The sequence below is a fragment of the Paraburkholderia sp. J94 genome (assembly GCF_905220285.1).
In the GTDB taxonomy this organism is placed as follows: domain Bacteria; phylum Pseudomonadota; class Gammaproteobacteria; order Burkholderiales; family Burkholderiaceae; genus Paraburkholderia; species Paraburkholderia tropica_A.
This window is the reverse complement of sequence record NZ_CAJMZH010000010.1, coordinates 154,168-171,295: the sequence shown is the minus strand read 5'-3', so window position 1 is coordinate 171,295 and position 17,128 is coordinate 154,168. Positions and strand designations below refer to the sequence as shown.

Annotated in this window: 12 protein-coding genes and 1 riboswitch; of the genes, 2 read left to right on the top strand and 10 right to left on the bottom strand. The window is 60.6% G+C overall.

Annotated features, from left to right (window positions below):
* Positions 1-51 precede the first annotated feature (51 nt).
* Positions 52-1,062, bottom strand: a complete 1,011-nt coding sequence (locus tag U4Y88_RS22630; protein ID WP_321786510.1) for a fatty acid desaturase family protein — start codon at positions 1,060-1,062, stop codon at positions 52-54.
* A 5-nt stretch (positions 1,063-1,067) separates the two neighbouring features.
* Positions 1,068-2,072, bottom strand: coding sequence for an ABC transporter substrate-binding protein (locus U4Y88_RS22625; RefSeq protein WP_321786509.1), 1,005 nt, complete (start codon positions 2,070-2,072; stop codon positions 1,068-1,070).
* 55 nt (positions 2,073-2,127) lie between these two features.
* Positions 2,128-2,240: riboswitch (guanidine-I (ykkC/yxkD leader) on the bottom strand.
* 309 nt (positions 2,241-2,549) lie between these two features.
* On the opposite strand from U4Y88_RS22625, the gene U4Y88_RS22620 reads away from it, so the two are divergent.
* A complete protein-coding gene (locus U4Y88_RS22620; protein ID WP_321786507.1) occupies positions 2,550-3,314 on the top strand; it encodes an SDR family NAD(P)-dependent oxidoreductase in 765 nt (254 codons plus the stop codon).
* Between the two features lie 136 nt (positions 3,315-3,450).
* Here the strand turns inward: U4Y88_RS22620 and U4Y88_RS22615 are convergent, their stop codons facing one another.
* Positions 3,451-3,750, bottom strand: coding sequence for a hypothetical protein (locus U4Y88_RS22615; protein WP_321786505.1), 300 nt, complete (start codon positions 3,748-3,750; stop codon positions 3,451-3,453).
* Positions 3,751-4,274: 524 nt separating this feature from the next.
* Here U4Y88_RS22615 and U4Y88_RS22610 point away from each other — a divergent pair.
* Entirely contained in the window at positions 4,275-5,993 is a 1,719-nt protein-coding gene (locus U4Y88_RS22610; protein WP_321786503.1) for a site-specific integrase, read from the top strand.
* A gap of 303 nt (positions 5,994-6,296) precedes the next feature.
* On the opposite strand, the gene U4Y88_RS22605 is transcribed toward U4Y88_RS22610, so the two are convergent.
* From U4Y88_RS22605 to U4Y88_RS22570, 7 genes are all read right to left on the bottom strand, one after another.
* Positions 6,297-7,505 (bottom strand): glycosyl hydrolase, encoded by a 1,209-nt coding sequence (locus tag U4Y88_RS22605; RefSeq protein WP_321786500.1) that lies wholly within the window; start codon positions 7,503-7,505, stop codon positions 6,297-6,299.
* A gap of 15 nt (positions 7,506-7,520) precedes the next feature.
* Positions 7,521-8,381 (bottom strand): hypothetical protein, encoded by an 861-nt coding sequence (locus U4Y88_RS22600; RefSeq protein ID WP_321786498.1) that lies wholly within the window; start codon positions 8,379-8,381, stop codon positions 7,521-7,523.
* 10 nt (positions 8,382-8,391) lie between these two features.
* Positions 8,392-11,082: a type VI secretion system Vgr family protein gene (locus U4Y88_RS22595; protein WP_321786496.1), complete on the bottom strand. Its 2,691-nt coding sequence runs from the start codon at positions 11,080-11,082 to the stop codon at positions 8,392-8,394.
* A gap of 327 nt (positions 11,083-11,409) precedes the next feature.
* Positions 11,410-12,216, bottom strand: coding sequence for a PoNe immunity protein domain-containing protein (locus U4Y88_RS22585; protein ID WP_321786494.1), 807 nt, complete (start codon positions 12,214-12,216; stop codon positions 11,410-11,412).
* Between the two features lie 401 nt (positions 12,217-12,617).
* A complete protein-coding gene (locus U4Y88_RS22580) occupies positions 12,618-13,481 on the bottom strand; it encodes a hypothetical protein (protein WP_321786492.1) in 864 nt (287 codons plus the stop codon).
* Between the two features lie 65 nt (positions 13,482-13,546).
* Positions 13,547-15,337 carry a hypothetical protein gene (locus tag U4Y88_RS22575; RefSeq protein ID WP_321786491.1) on the bottom strand — a complete coding sequence of 597 codons (1,791 nt, stop codon included), beginning with the start codon at positions 15,335-15,337 and terminating at the stop codon, positions 13,547-13,549.
* Positions 15,338-15,343: 6 nt separating this feature from the next.
* Positions 15,344-17,098 carry an OmpA family protein gene (locus U4Y88_RS22570; protein WP_321786489.1) on the bottom strand — a complete coding sequence of 585 codons (1,755 nt, stop codon included), beginning with the start codon at positions 17,096-17,098 and terminating at the stop codon, positions 15,344-15,346.
* Positions 17,099-17,128: the final 30 nt, after the last annotated feature.

The window sequence follows — 17,128 nt, the reverse complement described above, 5'->3', positions numbered from 1 at the left end:
GGTCGTTGTCGAAGGGGCGCGATGTTGCGCAAGCCGCGCCCCGACTGCGAGTCAAACTGCCGTGAGAAACGACACCCCCACCGCGCCGTAAAAGTCATCCACCTGCTTGCGTGTGATATCCATCGATCCATAGTCGGCCGAAAGCAGGCGCGTCACACGATGCCGGTGAAAGCCGCGCAGCAGTCGCGACATCGGAATGACCTGGCTGGCGTCCTCACCGTACAGTTGTCGATGTGCGCGCGGCAGGCGGTACCACGGCTCGATGGGCCGATCGTGATGCGCGTTGTGATACGAGAAGTTCAACAGCAGGAGGTTGAGCGCCGGAAAGCGCACCGAAACGAGGTTCGAGTAGGTATTGCGCTGCTCGTACGCGCGGTCGCGCATCTTGCCATCGGCAATCGCGGCGTCGCCGTCCAGCACGGCAAACGCGTCGTAGGTGTGCTGATAGGCGTCCGCAAAGCGCAGGACCGTGAGGCAGATGAACCACGCCAGCAAGTACAGCAGCAGCGCCTTGGGCGACACCCAGCCGAGCACGCCGAAAAGCGCCGCGCGGATCAGCGTGACAACGACGACGCGCCGCCGTTGTGCGCGCTGGTCTGCGTGCAGGAAGGGCATGGCCATCACGTAGCCGTGCATCACCAGTTCGATGGCGGGCACATAGAGCCATTCGAGCAGCACGATGGCGCGGCGCAAGCTTGCTGGCAGCTTCAACAGGAACGCCTTGGCATCGAAGGCCACGATGTCGGCCCGATCGACATGGTGGCGCATGTGCTTGTGACGCAGCGCGCTGAACGGCGCATAGCAGGCGCCAGTCAGCCACGCCATGGCCGTACCCAGACGCGCGTTGGCCGCGGGCGTGCGAAAGAGCGCAAGGTGGGCGGCATCGTGCAGCAAATAGGCGCCGATGATCATTGCGTGCGCGAGGAGAACGACGCCGATGGCCGCGACCCAAACGACATGCGAGCACAGCATCACCACGCCGAACGCATAACCGCCTAGTGCATAGGCAATAGCGGCGCTATTGGGCACCAGCGCGTCCCGATAACGGTAGATCGCGGCCATGGCGCTTACCTCGCGAGCTGGGTGACGAATTGTGCGTCGATCGTCTTTTCGGTCGGCGGCACCGCACTGATCTGCCCTTTCTTGAGCAGCAGATTGCCAATCACCGCGCCGCTCGTGTAGTAGGACCGCGTGGTCGGCCCCTTCACGAAGCTCTGCGGCATCTCCGCTACGGGGATGTTGTAGACGCCGTCCATTTGCGCCTTCACGTCCGCTGGCGTGACGCCTAGCACCTTGGCGATGATTTTGTTGGCTTCTTCAGGGTGGCTCTTCATGTAGGCCAGGCCCTCTGCGTAGGCTTGCAGAATGCCCTTCACTTCGACGGGATGCGCGTCGATGAACGACTGGTCGAATACCAGCACGTCCGCGATCAGGCCCGGCGCATTGCGCGACGAGTAGACCACGTGAAATTTGCCCTTGCCAGAGTTGACGATCTGCGAGACGTTCGGCTCGTAGGTCACGCCGACCGGCAGGCTGCCGGAGAGCATCGCGCCCGGAATGCCTTCCGGCGTCATGTTCACCGAGTGGATGTCCTTGTCGCTCAGGCCACTCGTTTGCAGCGCGTAACTGAGCAGGAAGTCAGACGGCGAGAGCGGATTGAAGGCGACCTTCTTGCCCTTGAAATCGGTCACCGACTTGATGTCTCCGGTGGCGACGATCGCGTCGGCGCCCGCGGAAAAGTCGATGGGCATCACCACCTTTTCGGAGAGTCCCTTGGCGACCGAGCCGACGACCTGATCGTAGGTGAGCATTGCCCCGTTGACCGCATGGCTGGTCAGCGCGGCAGGCAGCAAGCCGGGATCGGTGAAATACTGGAGTTTGACCGAAAGGCCGTGCTTCTTGTAGAGATCGAGGGCTTCGGCAACGTAGAACGGACCATAGCCGATCCAGACAACGGTGCCGATCTTGAGCGGCTCGGCTGCGTGAACTGCCGGCGAACCGAACAGCGTGGAAGCAACTAGAGTGCTGGCGACGGAGAGCGTGCGCAACGCTTTTTTCATACCGGACGACATACCTGAGGCTCCTGATCAAGAAGGGAATAGACACGGGAGGCGCACTGTCTTGCGCATCTCCCGGGCTTTTATCCCTCCGTGGAGCCCCTTGAAGCCGGAGCCGGAAAACTCTCGGACCAGTCATCCGCGTCGTGCATGGTGCGGACCGGAACCCTAGTTTTCCTGTCAATAGCTGAACTGAACGCTCATCCCGTGACGCCACCTGCTAAGCAGGAAGCTTGCCAGCTCATCGAAAACCTCCTGTCTGCAGGGCTTTTGCATCATTAGCGCGGCTTGAGCGGGGTGATCGACGTACGCATGATCGATCGCCGCCGCCCAACGACGGTGCGCCATGCCCTCTTGATGGGACGTGACACGCGCCAGTGCAGAGCAAGCGGGACGAATCGCGCAATCGGTCGCAATCGGTCGCAAGCGCTGGTCGCCAAAAAAAAGCGAACCTAGAATCGGGCACATCGCAACCTCAAACCACGGTTGATCATGCAATCTGCCGATTCATTCGACCCGGCGCACGATCGCGCCATGACGTGCCTCGTAACGGGCGCTGCAAGCGGCATTGGCCGTGCGATCGCTCTGGCCTTTGCGCGTGAGCGGGCCCATGTGATCGTCAATGATCTGCACGTCGGCGCCGCGCTCGATGAACTGCGCAAGGACATCGAAGCGATGGGCGCGACATGCACGATTGCGGCCGCAGATGTGGCCGACCCGGTTTGCGTCCGCAGCCTGTTCGCGGGCATCGAACGACTCGACGTCCTCGTCAATAATGCGGGCATCCTGCAGGAGTCGCCGGTGACCGACATCACCGACGATGCGTGGGACAGGATGATCAAGGTGCATCTTTACGGCACGTTCCATTTCTCGCGTGAAGCCGTGCGTTTGATGAAACAGCAGCGGCACGGCGCAATCGTCAATATTGCGTCCGACCTCGGCCAGCTCGGTTGCGAGAACCTGAGTCATTACAGTGCCGCGAAAGGCGGCATCATCGCGTTCACTAAAAGCCTCGCGCGCGAGCTTGCACCCCATGGCGTGCGAGTGAATGCGGTCGCGCCAGGGGGCGTGCTCACGCCGATGGTCGAAGCGCTCGGCGATACATACATCAAGGAGGAATCCGCCCGCTACCCGCTCAAGCGCCTCGGCACGCCTGATGAGATTGCTCAGGTCGTACGGTTCCTGAGTTCGGGCGCAGCGAGCTTCATGACTGGGCAGATTGTTGGCGTAAACGGCGGCGGCGTGATGAACGGCTGAGCTGCACCTTTGTGCACCTTTGCCGTCACCACGCCAGCCTCCATGTCGATCGTTACTGACGCGAGCCTCGAACACGTGCTTCACGCTGCGGCCCGCTCGCTCTCCTCTTGCGAACGGATCCAGTGGGCCGCCATGTTCAATGCAAGGTGTGGACACAGCTGATGGGCTCGCCATCAGCGTCATCGGACGAGGCTTGATCAAGGATCGCGCACCGGAAGTCGAATTTGACGCGAAGAATCGCCGACTCGATCCGTACATCGCCGCGATAACCCATCAGGCGAGTATCGATCGCCTCCTCGACGGCTAGAATCGCCTGCTCGATGCTCGCCGGATCGTCGCTATCGAATCCGACCTCGACCTCAACACTCTCCAGCAGGTCCATCGCAGTTGCAATGTCCTCGGAAGCGACAAATAGCGTCGTGGCATCTTCTCTCATTTCTCATCCCCGTTGGGTTGTCTACGGTCTTCAGACAGATGCGAGTTGCACCACTATCGTTACACAACCAGAATAAACCTGCCGGGCAACGAACGAGGCTGTTGGGCTTGAAACAACGGAAGGCTTGCGGTACGCAGCGAAACGGATAGGATTGAATGTTCCAGCTGACCGATGGTCGTTTCGGTCGCCCCGAAGCCGTCGTTTAAGTCAACACAATGACAACGATTGCTTTCAGATTGACTACCCGCCATTCGAGCCAAATGCCGAAGCCGCAAGCAGCTTCGGTTCCAATGCGGTTGCCAGCTTCTTGTTTAGCCTGATTGCAATCGGCACGGCTCTGGGCGCGCGGGTTCCAGAAGTAGCCTGTCACGTGCGTGGCAGGCACAAAGTGGAAAGCCGCTGGGATAGGACACAGCGTTACTTGCGTCGACGGTCAAGTTATCTGAGAAAAACGACATGCTATACGACTATTAGGATAAGTTTTCTTATCATAAGGCACGTGTTTATCTAGTAAACTCGGTTGTATGAAAACGCGTCACACCCTGCTGCCCGCTCCCGAAACTGGTGAACCCGCCGGCTTTCCCGATGCCGATGAACTCGCCGTGCTGCGAGCCTGGTATGCGGGCGTCGCGGTGCGTCAGGCGGTGGAGCGTTATCGCCCTTCCGCACTCGGTGACGGAAAATCCGCGCGTGGCGTGCTCGGACGCATCCGGCGCAAGCTCATCACCGTAGCCCGTGCCGCGCATCGCGAGGATCTCGCCACCCTCCTCTCGCACGCGCCCGAAGAACGCGCGAGCCACGCAAAGCTGGTCGCGCAGGCCATCGAACTCCTCCGCATGGCGCGCCCGCCCGAACCGCAGATCGCCGATGACATCGCGCAATGGTTCCCCCCGCGCGCGGTGCACGTGCTCCAGGCGCATGGCATCGCGACACTCGCCGATCTCACCGTGCGCATTCCGCGTCGTCGACAGTGGTGGAAAGCCGTGCCGGGGCTCGGCATGGCGAGCGCCCGCGCGATCGAAGCGTTCTTTGCTTCATGGCCCGCGCTCACCGAAAAGGCGCGTGCACTCGTGGCCGCCAGTCAGCGCAGCGAGATCGTGCCGTGGGAGGCGCTGAAACTGCCGCAAGAGATCGATGGTTCCGCAGGCACATTCCGCGCGCCGCGCGCGACCTGCACGCTCGATGCCGCCAACGATTACGAAGCGGTGCAGACGTGGCTGGCGCTCCATGAATCGGCGGCCACGCAGCGCACCTATCGCAAGGAAGCCGAGCGGCTGATTCTCTGGGCCATCGTCGAGCGCGGGCGTGCGCTGTCGTCGCTCACCACCGAGGATGCGATCGCGTATCGCGCGTTCCTGCGCCATCCCTCGCCGCGTGGGCGATGGGTCGGGCCGGTGCGGCCGCGCACGTCGGCTGAGTGGCGGCCGTTCAATGGAAGCCTTTCAGCGCGCTCGGTCGCCCACGCGCTCTCGATCATCGGCGCGCTGTTTCGCTGGCTCATCGAGCAGCGCTATGTGCTGGCGAATCCGTTTTCGGGGGTGAAGGTGCGCGATGCCGGCGGCACGGGCCTGATCGATACGTCGCACGCGTTCAGTGAAGGCGAATGGGCGCTCGTGCGAACCATCGCGGATGGGTTGGAGTGGTCGTCGGCGTGGTCAGCGCGCTGGTCGGCGCCTGCTGCGCAGCGGCTGCGTTTTTTGCTGGATTTTGGCTATGCGACGGGGTTGCGCGCGAGTGAGCTGGTTGGCGCAACGCTTGGACACGTCGAGACGGACCCGCGCGGCGATCACTGGTTGCGCGTGACTGGCAAAGGGAAAAAAGTCGCGCGGGTCGCGCTGCCGCCGCTCGCGTGGGATGCGCTGGCGCGGTATCTGGCTGAGCGCGCGCTGCCAGTTACGCAGGCGCGGTGGCAGCCTGCTACACCGCTCGTCGGCAATCTCGAAGCGGACAACGAGGCGGCAATCAGCAGCGTGCGGCTGTGGATGGTGATGCGCCGGTTCTTTCTTCTAGCGGCGAAGGCCATTGAAGCCGATCACGCACCGCTCGCCGAAAAGCTCCGCCGCGCCAGTCCGCACTGGATGCGGCATACGCATGCCACGCATGCGCTCGGGCGAGGGGCGGAGCTGACCACCGTTCGCGACAACCTGCGGCATGCCTCGGTGTCGACCACGTCGATCTATCTGCATAGCGATGAAGTGAAGCGGGCACGGGAGATCGGGGATGCGTTCTCCGGGCGAAATTAAAGGCATATGCTCGAATCGCCCGCTTCCGACCACACACCGCGGCTGGCCTGGGCAACGCAAACACACGTTCCTCGTGCCGCACTACGCTTCGATGCCATGCTGTTTCAGCCAGTCACACGCAAAGTCGACGAGATCATCCGCATGCAGCCAGTCGTTGCGTCAGGAACTGTCGCCCCGGGCAGCATGAATGTCACAAGACAGCCTTCAACGGCCCAGTTACCCAAATAGGTACCGCTCCGCTCCACTGCGCTTCCTGGTGACCGTCGTGCATGGGGTTGCGCTCATGCGTGGATACCAGACAGTTCAAAATTTTCGCTTCTTCAGCGTGTACGCAGATAGTCCGTACTCCGTGCTCGTGTCGCGATCAAATGAGCCTCCGAGCATGAGCCCATCGTCGGATTGTGTCCATGTGCGGCCCGCGTTCGTACTGTAAAGGCTGTAATCTATCGGCGCGCCCTGGCTTGCGTCCGTTGCATAGGCGATCAGCACGCCGCCCACACCCACGACCATTCCGTTGATGGTCAGAGGTGGGGCAAACGTATGAAGCTGCTGCACAGCCGCGGGCTGCGAACTGTTCCATACCCAAACACTTCCGCCCCGGCCCATCTTGTCGTCATTGCGCGGACCTGGACGGCAAAGTACGTAGACCACGTCACCGCGAGTGCCGTCCGGCGCAGACTGCATGCGGACTACGGTCTGGTTTGGCAGCACCGTTTCAGGTTCGAACTGTTGCCGGTCCCAATCAAGCCGGTAGACCGCGCTAGAAGCCCTGATGTCGTGCAGCTCATTGACGTAGTAGGCGACGCGCAGCACTCCGTTCCTGGCAAGGTCTACCCCGTCGAAGGTCGCCCGCGGCTCGCGCTGCCCCGCCAGTGGAGGCACCTGAATCTCCTGCCAGGTCTGCCCCGCATCACCCGTTCGCCAGACACGGGGTCCCCAGCCGATCGCGTATCCGCGCATCGGGTCAAGGAATAGCAGCTGACCAATATTGTGGTTTTCCGGCCATTTCAGTTGGGTCCAGGTGCTTCCCGCGTCCTGCGAGCGCCAGAGCCTGGTGACCTGCGGCGATAGACCATCCGATGGGTTGGGCAACGTGAAGTCTGTCCAACCTGTGCTGACAAAAATCGTATTCCAGTCGCGCGAATACCACCATGCCCCGCTCTGGCCGGGTTCGGAGAACCGACGGACCGTCGCGCCCTGGATAGTGCCTCGTATGAAATTGACCGTCGTACGATTCAGCAATTGATTCGTATCGTTCATCCACGGTTCGGTTGTCTCAAGCGGCGCATTCCAGTCGCCAGGATGCTTATCTGGTTTGAATGTTTGCACCGGTTCCGCGATCTTCAGGCTGATTACCTGGTCACCGCGAATCACGAAGTCACCGCCGCCATAAGGCTTGTCGCCTTTCATGAAATTCGTCGAGATCGTTTCCCACCGGTTTGTCATCTTCTCGTACCCGTATATCGCGGCCACCGCTACAAGCAGCACGCCAAGAATCTTTTTCCACTGCATGGCTGTCCGCGGGCCCTAGTTGAACTTGAAGGAAAGGAGCCGCTGAAGCGTGGAGCTGACTGCATCTCCAACGTCGCCCGCCTTTGTCTTCGCTACGCCCCACCCGGCGTCGACCGCCTGCCCCCAAGTCCGGCCGTCCCCCCATTCCTGTATATTCGGCTGCATGCTGATACGAGCGAGATCAACCGGGCCCAGATCTCCGAGCCCACCGTCGAGATAGGCCAGCGGATGAGTCTTGAAGGCAAAGGTCAGGAATACATCACCATTGAGTTCAAGCTCGTACTGGGGGACGTTCATCGAGAAGGAACCGTTACCTGGCCTCGCGCTGCTTTCCTGGATAGCATTGCCTTTCATATTCAACTTCAGTCCTTTCTCCATATTTTGCTGAAGATAGTGCCGGGCACTTTTTAGCCATAGCTGACCTTCTGGACTGAGTTTGGGATAGAGCTTTGCCCCATAGTTCGAACAGTAGTAGTAGCCGTAACTGACGTAGTAGGCTGGCGGCTTATGCCCGCATCCGATATGACGCATCATGAAATTGCCATGACGCGACCAATCGGAGTCGGTGCTATCTGGCTTGATCAGTTGCTCTCTCCGGTGCAACAGACGGTGGGCCACCGCCTTGTCCTTCCAAGGGTCAAACGACGTAGCGAATGCCTTAACCGTCTCCCACGCGCTCGACAGGCTGACTTTTTCCACCGTCTCAAGATACTCGCCGTGCAACGGCTGATAGTAGTACGGACAAGTTCCGATGATTGACTCTGCGGCCGGCGTTACATTTTTGTCGCAGATCGCAAGAGGTACTTTTGTCTTTCCAGCGTATCCGAGAGGCGTCAGCATCGCGGTACTCTTACCCAGAATTTTCTCATCTGCCATCGCTAAACCTTTAATCACTCAGAAAGCGGATATCGACGTTCGTGGGCATCGTGCCCTGCTGCAGCCCCGTCTCACCAAGCGCATTCGTTTTTCCCTCAGCCAATACGTTGCCTCCAGACAATATCTGAAAGCGAGCATTGGCCACTGGCACCTCGGTGCCCGCCCAATGGGCAATAAACTGATGTCCGTAGCTTCCGTCGTTTCCCGGCAGCGGAGGAAACGAAGCGGCCAGATCCATCGGCCCACTAAAGGCATGTTGCGCGCCTTTGATGTCGACCTTGTTCGGCGCATGAACCTCGATGTTGCCATCCTTGAGTCGAATGTAAGCGCCGCCCGATGTCAGCAGAATTTCCTGATTCGCGGCCATCTGTATGCTGTCCACTGCAGAAATAAGCTTGATGCTCTTCTGTGCCGTGACTTCCACATTGTCTGACTGCGACTGAATCTCCACCTTGCCCTTACCCGCAAAGAGCTTCATACCGGCGTTCTGCACAAACAGACTCAGCTTCTGCGCGGCGCTCGCGATCAGTGACTTGCTCGTCGCTATATGAGTGTTTTGTCCGCTAACCAGATTGATCTGTTCATCGGCGACCATATGCACCGACTGCTGCGTCGACAGCGCGATACCCGACGGACTCGCCATCAGCATCACCGCATCGCTAAACGCATTCGCGCTGCCAGCGCCGCCGCCAGCCGTGTTGCCGCCGCTCGCGCTCGCGGCCTGTTTTGTCGATTGCGTCGCGCTCGTAAATGTCTTGAGCGCCTGCGTGCCGTCCTGCAAGGTTTCGGCCTGGTGCGTTTCGCTCGCCTGCGAAAGCGCATCGATCGTTTCTTGCGCGTTCGTCAATTGCGAATGCGCTTCCGTGACGTCGAGTTGCTGACTCGTCGCGCTTTTCGCGTAGGTGCTCACATACAGACCCTGGCCCGCGTTAATCGCACCAAATGCATCCGATTTCAGATCGAAGCCGCTACCCAGATACGCGCCGCGCGAATTCGCGTTCTGCGCAACCAGATAACCCAGATGCAATTGCGAATTCGCGCTCGTGCTGTAAAGCTGCGCGCGGTTCTGGCCCGTGGCGTCGTCCATCACCAGATGGTTGTAACCGCTGCCGCCGTATTCCTTCGACTTGTAGCCCGAGAGAATGCCGTTCGAATGCCAGTTCGGCGTCGCCGCGCCGTTATAGACGCGCGCCGTCACCAGAGGCCGATCGCAATCGCCATCGAGCCAGTTCACGATCACTTCTTCACCGACGCGCGGCACATGCACGCCGCCGTAACTGCTACCCGAATCGGACGTCGCCACGCGAATCCAGCACGACGCCTTTTCATCGCCCGAATTGAGCCGGTCCCAATGGAAACGCACCTTGATGCGATTGAGTGAATCGGTATACACCTCTTCGTTCGACGGCCCGACCACGAGCGCCGTCTGCATGCGCATTTCCGGCTTGTGATGTTCGAGCGGACTGCGATACGGTACGGCCTTACGCTGCGCCTCGATTTTCACGAGCAGAAAACCTTCGCTACCGTCCGTGGCTTTCACCACCAGTGCATCGCTCTCGCCCTGATTCGCGCTCTTGATCGCGGCCAGTTCGCCTTGCAGGCTGTGCGGGAACGATTGCGTCTGCGCGGTCGTGGCGGGCAGATTGTTTTCGATAAACCAGCGCGCCTCGATCACCGCAAACTGCCGGTCCTGCTCGCTATCCGTATCGTGCAGCGGATGGCCGTCGAGTTCGAACCAGCGCCCCGCGTCGAGATTGCGCACGGCGCCCGCGCCTTCGAAGCGCTTCGCGCGCGACTCCCACTCCTGCATGCGGATTTCGCTGAGCGTATCGCCGCGCGACTGCTCGCCGTAGGTGTATGCGCCCGTGTATTCGTAGACTTCGGCCTGCTGCGGCAGATCTCCCTGCGTGGCCAGCGTCGGTACAGACGTGCCCTTGGGATTCACCGCCGACGAAGGCGACTTGTAGTCGAACGTGCGCGTGGTGAGCGTCACGCTTTGCAGTGTGCGCGAGCCACTCCATTGCACCAGCGCATTCGTTTCGCTATTCACGCCCGACCGGTAAAAATTAACCGATTGCGGATTTAAAGCGGGTAATGCGCCGATATTGTCGGTAATAACGACCGTGTGCGATTTACCATCGGCGGCTTGCTCGAAATAACTGAAGAGGCCTTCGGATTCCATAATCCGCTGGCAGAAATGCCAGTCGCTCTCGTATTGCACGCAAAACGAACGCGAAGGCAATGCGTTTTGAATAGCAAATCGAAATGCACCCTGCGCCTGCGGATGCGCATTGAATACGTCGGTGAGAATGGCGTCGGCGGTTTTATCCTGCCAGATGCGGGCGTCCGAGCGGAACTTGAGGAAGTGCTGCCACGAGGCGAATTCAAGCTGATAGCTCGTCAAACTGCCGTCCGAGCCCAGCCGGCGGGCCGTGTGGACGTAGCCGTGGTGCGGCAGATACGTCTGGTCGGCCTGCTGGAGCCACAGCGTGACGGGCTGCGCGATCAGCTTTTCCAGTTCGACATTTTCGTTCGTGGAAACGACGTCGAGTGTAAAACCGTAATCGCGCCCAATACGCGCATGGCCTACCGCGCGCTGCGGCAGAAGCACATTATCGCCAAGCGGTGTATCGAGCCTGATTAGCCGATCGGTTTGCGCCACACCCCCGGTAATAGCAGCAATCAGATCCTGCGTCCCCACGTTCGCGTCCTTTGCTTCATTTATCTGCGGCCATATTGTACATATCTTCTATGACGCATGACGCTCAGGTCCGGGCGCGTGCAAATCGATGCCTCGCATATTTCCAATTCGTTAATTACGCGTCAGAAAAGGCAAGCACACCCACACGCGACTACTTGGGCAACCCTGTCCCGGAAAGCGAGAGTGCCCCGGCGGACTTGTGGTACGCGACAGCACCCACACCTTCCGCCGCATAGAAGAACGGCGTGCCCATCGGGCTTGGGCCGACGCCATCATCGAAATTGCGCTGGCCGAACTCATTAGCTGCCGCGCACGGCGGCATCGCCATTACCGATTCAAACCGTCATAGCCGCGAGCGAAGTCCACAAGGTCTTTCGGATAAAGCCAATGGTTGCGTAAGGAATGGTCGTCTAGCTGCAGCAAGAATGCCACAGCTGCCGCTTCGACGGCCCAGTAACCCACATAGGTCCCCTTGCCATTCTTCCGCGCTTCCAGATGGCCATCGTGCCATGACGTCGCGCTCATACCCGGATACCAGGCTTCGAGATATTCCTGTATGTCGTCGACAGATTCATTCGCGGTCTCTCGATACAAGCTGAAAACGAGCGGCCGGTACGGTACATCGTGATACCAGCTATCGACATCGATTCGACCTTCCAGTTCATAAGCAAGCAGGTCCTCATACAAGGCATCCTTGCTCCGATATGAAGGGTCAAACAAACCGGCAATCCGTGGAAGCAGATCACGCCGATGCAGCAGATAGCAGAAGCCGATGAGTTGCATCGCTGTCTCATACTCGCCAACCTCCTCGAATAGCAGTGGCGGTTCGCTTGCATCGCGCTGGCTCAAGCGCTGGGCGGTCGTGTACCGTTCGTATGCGTCGAGAACAGAATCGAACGCTGCGCGCATCAGGTTGACATCTGCGCCTCCCGTGTACATGAGCAGAAAGCGCCGATAAACGTCCGAAACCCGATAGCGCTCGGTCAGCGCCTCTCGCTCAGCATTATCGCTTCCGGTTGGCGCGGTATTGTCTGACCAGTACGCGATCCCTTCGTCCAGCAGATTCAGCCGCCAGTTAAAGTAATCTTCGTCGAGATAGCATTGACGCCGATTCGAATTGAAGTCGCCACTCATATCGGGAAACTTGCCTCACCAGATTAATTACCCACGCTCATCGGTAAGCGCCTTACACAGTCTAACGGCAACAGACGGTCGCGGGCGACAAGCCAGTGCGCGCGTTGCTTTCGTCGCCAACGTAATAGCAAATGCACGCCCTGACAGTTTGCCGACGCCGTTGTCCTTTGCGACAACTCAGCGATGCAATCCGCATTTTTTATCGCTTGCCTTCAAAATCCGGCAACGCCGCGATAATTTTTAGGTGCTCGAAATCGCAACAGACCATATTTACAGATGGCGACGCCGATCTTGTCCGCAGCGAGCGCGTTGAGGTTTAAGCACCATTCCAGCCAGCTAAACTGGCTCGTCCCAGTTGCCCTCTTGTTCCATGAGCCCTCTCGAACAAAACCGCGCGCTGGTCAATACGAGACCGGCGTGACCAGACTGGGCGCGCCAAACTCGACCAGATGCGCGTGTGACGACTCGAAATAACCCTGCCAGAAAGTTCGCAGATCGTGGATCGTCTTCGAATCGCGATAGCCATCGCGCTGCGCCTGCGTACCGCTGGTCGAAGGCGGCATCACCGCACCGCCAAGCACATAGATCTTCGCTCCGCCGAGATCCGCGAACATGCCATTCGCGCGTGCCTTCGCAAGCTCCGCCGACGGGTTGATATCGCGCACACCACCACGCGCATAAAACGACGTGGTCCGCGAATTCTCCAGTCCGTCAGTCACGACGAACAGCACCTTGTCCGACGCAGTATCACTGCGCACCGCCTGGCCCAGCTCATCAAGCGCGGCCATGATCTCGGAAGCATTTAATGTCGAAGTCGATTCGCTCATCGCTTGCTGCGTGGTCGTGGCGGCCATCTTGCGCGCGAACGCGAGCTGTTGACCGAAGCAAGCCTTGATCTGCGGCGCCTTCGTGATCGGCAGCGTGTTGTAGGCGTCTTCGGGCAGCGGCTGTTCGACATAGCCGGTATGCAGCACCTTGAGGTAATGCGCTTGGGCAAACGCGGAAAATTCGGCGATCACGAACTTCGCGCCCGGCTGGATCATGCGATCGACGTTGTCGAGGACCGATTGCCGAAGCGACTGATCAAGCAGCACGGTTTGGTCGATGAGGACGTACACCACGCGCGCGGGTTGCTGTGGCGCGGCCGCGAGATGAAACGCGCCATAGCAGCTCGGCACGTCGTTGACGAGTCCTGCGTGCGCCACAGTGGCAACGTGGAGCGCGGCAAGCGCCGCGGCCTTGCTGAGTGTCTTGAGAATCTTCATATGCGGTAAGTCAGTCGGTATGCCGCGGCGCCTGCAAAGTGTGCCGCGGCGAGCGTCCGGAAGGATCAGTCGTCCAGCAGATCGCTGTACTTCTCGGCCGTTTTCGCTTGGCGCTTGCGGCGTTTGATTTCCTCGCTCAACGCCGCGAAGTCATCGCTGGAAAGCACTGTCGCCTGCTTTTCGAGGAATTCGCCCTTCGCAACGTTGTCGGGCAACACTGCGAACGCGTGCGCGAGCGCGTCGATATCGGCCTCCGCCTGAACAGGCGATGTGGGGCGCGCGCGTGCCGCCTCGATTGTCGCCTGCGCCGCCTTCATCGCCGCCTGCTCGTCGGCTTGTACGGGCGCATGCGTTTCGGCTTGCGTCGTCGCCTGCACCAGCGTCTGTGCGAGCGGTCGCGTGGCCGTCGGCTTGCTGCGAATACCATCGGTACGCAGAATGGCGGCCTGATACGCCTTGATCACCTGATCCTGCTCGCTCGACGAGAAGTTATGGTTTTTCAACGCGAGTTCATAGCGCAATTCACGCTCGCCTTCGCTCTTGCCCGTCGCCACGTCGGCGGCAACCCTGTCGATCACGTTGTCGCGTGCCTGTTCTTCGCGCTGCTCGCCGTGCTTGAGGAACGCCTCGAACGTCAGCGTGCCCGTGCGGTGATTGCGCTTCTTACGCGCTTCACGCAACTGCGCGAGGAAACTTTCGGCGCGCGTGATGCGCGGTTGCAGGAAGCGCGCGCGGAACGTTTCGAACGACGGCTGATTGCGCGTGAAGTCGTAGGCCGCTTCGCCCTGCCCGCTGAACGTCGATTTGAATGCGACGATAAAAGCCGTGAACTGCGTGACGAGATAAATCAGCGCGAGCATCAACGAGGCCGCGATACCCTGAACCTTGTAGTTTCCGCCCAGGCTTTCGGCAACGTCCTTGCGGCTCGCCTGCTGCGCCTGAGCGACGCTCGGCGGCAAGGCCGACGACGTGCCCGCCGAATCGAACGGATTCGCGTCGCCCGCGCCCTGAACGCCATTCGTCTCCATCGAGACGATCTGGCGCGTGGCTTCGCTCTCGACGCCATTCACGCGAATCACGTAGATCGCCACCATGATCGCGATGATGATCGCACCGGAAACAACCAGCAGGATCGGCCCTTTGACGCCCGGATCGTCCACGCGGTTGGCAAAGCGGCGCGGCAGCGGATTCTGCCGCACGGTGCTGGAGTTCGGATCGATGTAGTAGGCGTCCTGGTCCTGATCGTCGCCGAGATCGATACGCACCTCGAGACCTTCCGAGCCGTGGCGCTTGCGAAAGTGCGAGAACTTCGCCATTTCCGCGCCCGTCGTGTGCGTGAGCAGCGCCAGGACGATCGCCACCGCGAGCGCCAGCACGCCCGCCGCCAGGTTCGCCTGGGACGGCGTGATTTCGGTGGACATCCACGGCGCGAGCACATAGCCGGTGCCCACGGACTCGGCGAGAATCAGCACGAACAAACCCACGCGCGCCATCATCGAAGGCGGGTGGATATCGGTCTGCTGCGTGATCTTCAGATAGTTCTTCGCACGGCCGAACTGGCCCGCGGTCACTTCCGTGTTGCTCGAGCCCGAGATGACCGACTTGAAGGTCGTGCACAGCGTGAGTTCGGCCTGGACGAGACCGTCGTCGACCGTCGAATCGCCGCTCTCTTTCGTGAGACGCTGGAATTCTGCGCGATGGTCGTTACCGAACGCCCACCAGCGCTTGTAGGCGAACGCGGTGAAACGGAAGCTGTCGGCACGAAGCCAGAAGAAGAACGCTGCCAGAATCGTTGCCAACGTCACGGAGACGAGGAACGGCAGCGAAGACAGCGCTGAGATGATGGCGTGTTGCACGATGGCTTATCCCTTCGATGAGAAATTGACGACTGCCTTGTATTCCGCGTCTTTCCACGGATAGACGACGAGACCGCTGCCCGAGGCGGACTTCGTGGGCACGCGCAGATCGACACATTGCGCGGAGCCTTGCAGGAAGACGCGATAGAGCGTCGCGTCAGCGCCGCGATACACGTTCACCGGCGCGTCCCGGAAGCGGGCGATGGGCGCGGCGGCATAACCGCCGCCCTCGCGGCGGTATATCTCGGCGGTGACGGGTGGCACGGGCGCCGCAGCGTCACTCGGCACATAGACGCGCAGCAACGCCACGGCCGCATCGCCCTGGCTACCGAACCACGGCTGGCCGTACAGGCCAGGCAGCGAATCCTCCACCTTGAGCGGCTGGTTGGTGGCGAGTGAACGAATCGGCGTGCTCGTGTGGGGGTGGTCCTGCAAACACGAGCCGATAATGACCGGCGTATCGGCGTGCGCGGCCGTGATGAAACTGAACATCGACGACTTGTCGCTGGCCGCCCCCAGATTGACCTGATAACCGGTCGTGCCAAGCGGCTTGCCGTCGAAGCCGAAGCCCCCCGCTGCGCCCCCAGAATTGCCTGCGCGCGCAGTCGTGGATGCGACGGCCTGCGCACTCGCGGCACCCGGCACGCCGCTCGTGGCGGCGCTCGACGGGGTATCCGCCGACGGTGCTGCACTGCGCGCAATCTTCTTGCGCGTGGTCTTGTGCGTCGCCGTCGCGGTTTGCGTTGTCGTCGATGCTTGCGCCGCAGCCGGAGTGGGCGTCGTCAGGCTCGCGCCGGTGGGCGCGAGGTCGCTCGTGTGCAAATCGTCCTGGCCTGACGCGCCGGGTTCAGCCTGGCGCGCAACCGCGAAGTTCGCGGGATTGGCTGAGCGATTGCTCGCATACGCCTTCAGTGCATCGAGGCTGGGCACGTCGACGACCTCGACGCGGTTGTTATCGCTGCGCCCCTGTGCCGTACCGTTCGACGCGATCGGCAGCGAGTCACCCGCGCCTTGATACGCGATATTGGCGGCCGGCACGCCATGCTGGCGGAACACCTCGGCAACCGCCTTCGCTCGCGCTTCCGAAAGCCGTGCGAGATCGGGACCCGACATGTTGTCGCGTTCATCGCTGTGGCCCACGATCAGCAATTGACGCTGTGCAGCCGCGCCTTGACTGGCGGACTGTGCGGCCGCGCTCTGTTGAGCGTTCTGACCATTGCGCGCCTGCGCATCCAGCGACGTCGCGACCAGCTTCGGGTTGTACTGGTCGGCCACCTTGCCCAGATACTCTTTCGCGCGCGGCGTGAGCGTGGCGGTGCCGGGCAGGAACTCGTCATCGACACCGCCCATCTGCACGTCGAGCCCCACGACGTCATTCTGGCCGTTTGCAGCGTCGATGCTGGCAGCCTTGATCGGCGCGCTCGCGAGCTTCATCTGATACTGCTGCGCAATGTGATAAAGATTGCAACGACGCTCGTCCATCGCGTGGCCGATCATCATGCCGACGATCGCGCCAAGACCGGTGCCCGCCACCGTGGCCGCGGCGTTCTTGCCGAGATAGTGCCCGAGTACAGCGCCCGCGCCCGCACCAATGACTGCCGCGATGTTGCGGTCGTTATTCGAACAGGGATCGGGATTGTCGAAAACGCTCTTGAATTCTGTCTTTACGGCCGGAGAAAATTCAGGCTGCCCCGTTTGCGGATTGACTGCGCAACCCGCGATCACCGTTGTCGATACGCCGACTAATATGCATCGTTTCATGCGTTATTCGTTCTCTTTTTCACGTGGCTC

Bases quoted from the DNA above. Each gene is read 5' to 3' on its own strand.
- U4Y88_RS22610 (WP_321786503.1), top strand. From the start codon at position 4,275: ATGAAAACGCGTCACACCCTGCTGCCCGCTCCCGAAACTGGTGAACCC.
- U4Y88_RS22615 (WP_321786505.1), bottom strand. From the start codon at position 3,750: ATGAGAGAAGATGCCACGACGCTATTTGTCGCTTCCGAGGACATTGCA.
- U4Y88_RS22580 (WP_321786492.1), bottom strand. From the start codon at position 13,481: ATGAAGATTCTCAAGACACTCAGCAAGGCCGCGGCGCTTGCCGCGCTC.
- U4Y88_RS22625 (WP_321786509.1), bottom strand. From the start codon at position 2,072: ATGTCGTCCGGTATGAAAAAAGCGTTGCGCACGCTCTCCGTCGCCAGC.
- U4Y88_RS22600 (WP_321786498.1), bottom strand. From the start codon at position 8,381: ATGGCAGATGAGAAAATTCTGGGTAAGAGTACCGCGATGCTGACGCCT.
- U4Y88_RS22570 (WP_321786489.1), bottom strand. From the start codon at position 17,098: ATGAAACGATGCATATTAGTCGGCGTATCGACAACGGTGATCGCGGGT.
- U4Y88_RS22585 (WP_321786494.1), bottom strand. From the start codon at position 12,216: ATGAGTGGCGACTTCAATTCGAATCGGCGTCAATGCTATCTCGACGAA.
- U4Y88_RS22620 (WP_321786507.1), top strand. From the start codon at position 2,550: ATGCAATCTGCCGATTCATTCGACCCGGCGCACGATCGCGCCATGACG.
- U4Y88_RS22605 (WP_321786500.1), bottom strand. From the start codon at position 7,505: ATGCAGTGGAAAAAGATTCTTGGCGTGCTGCTTGTAGCGGTGGCCGCG.
- U4Y88_RS22630 (WP_321786510.1), bottom strand. From the start codon at position 1,062: ATGGCCGCGATCTACCGTTATCGGGACGCGCTGGTGCCCAATAGCGCC.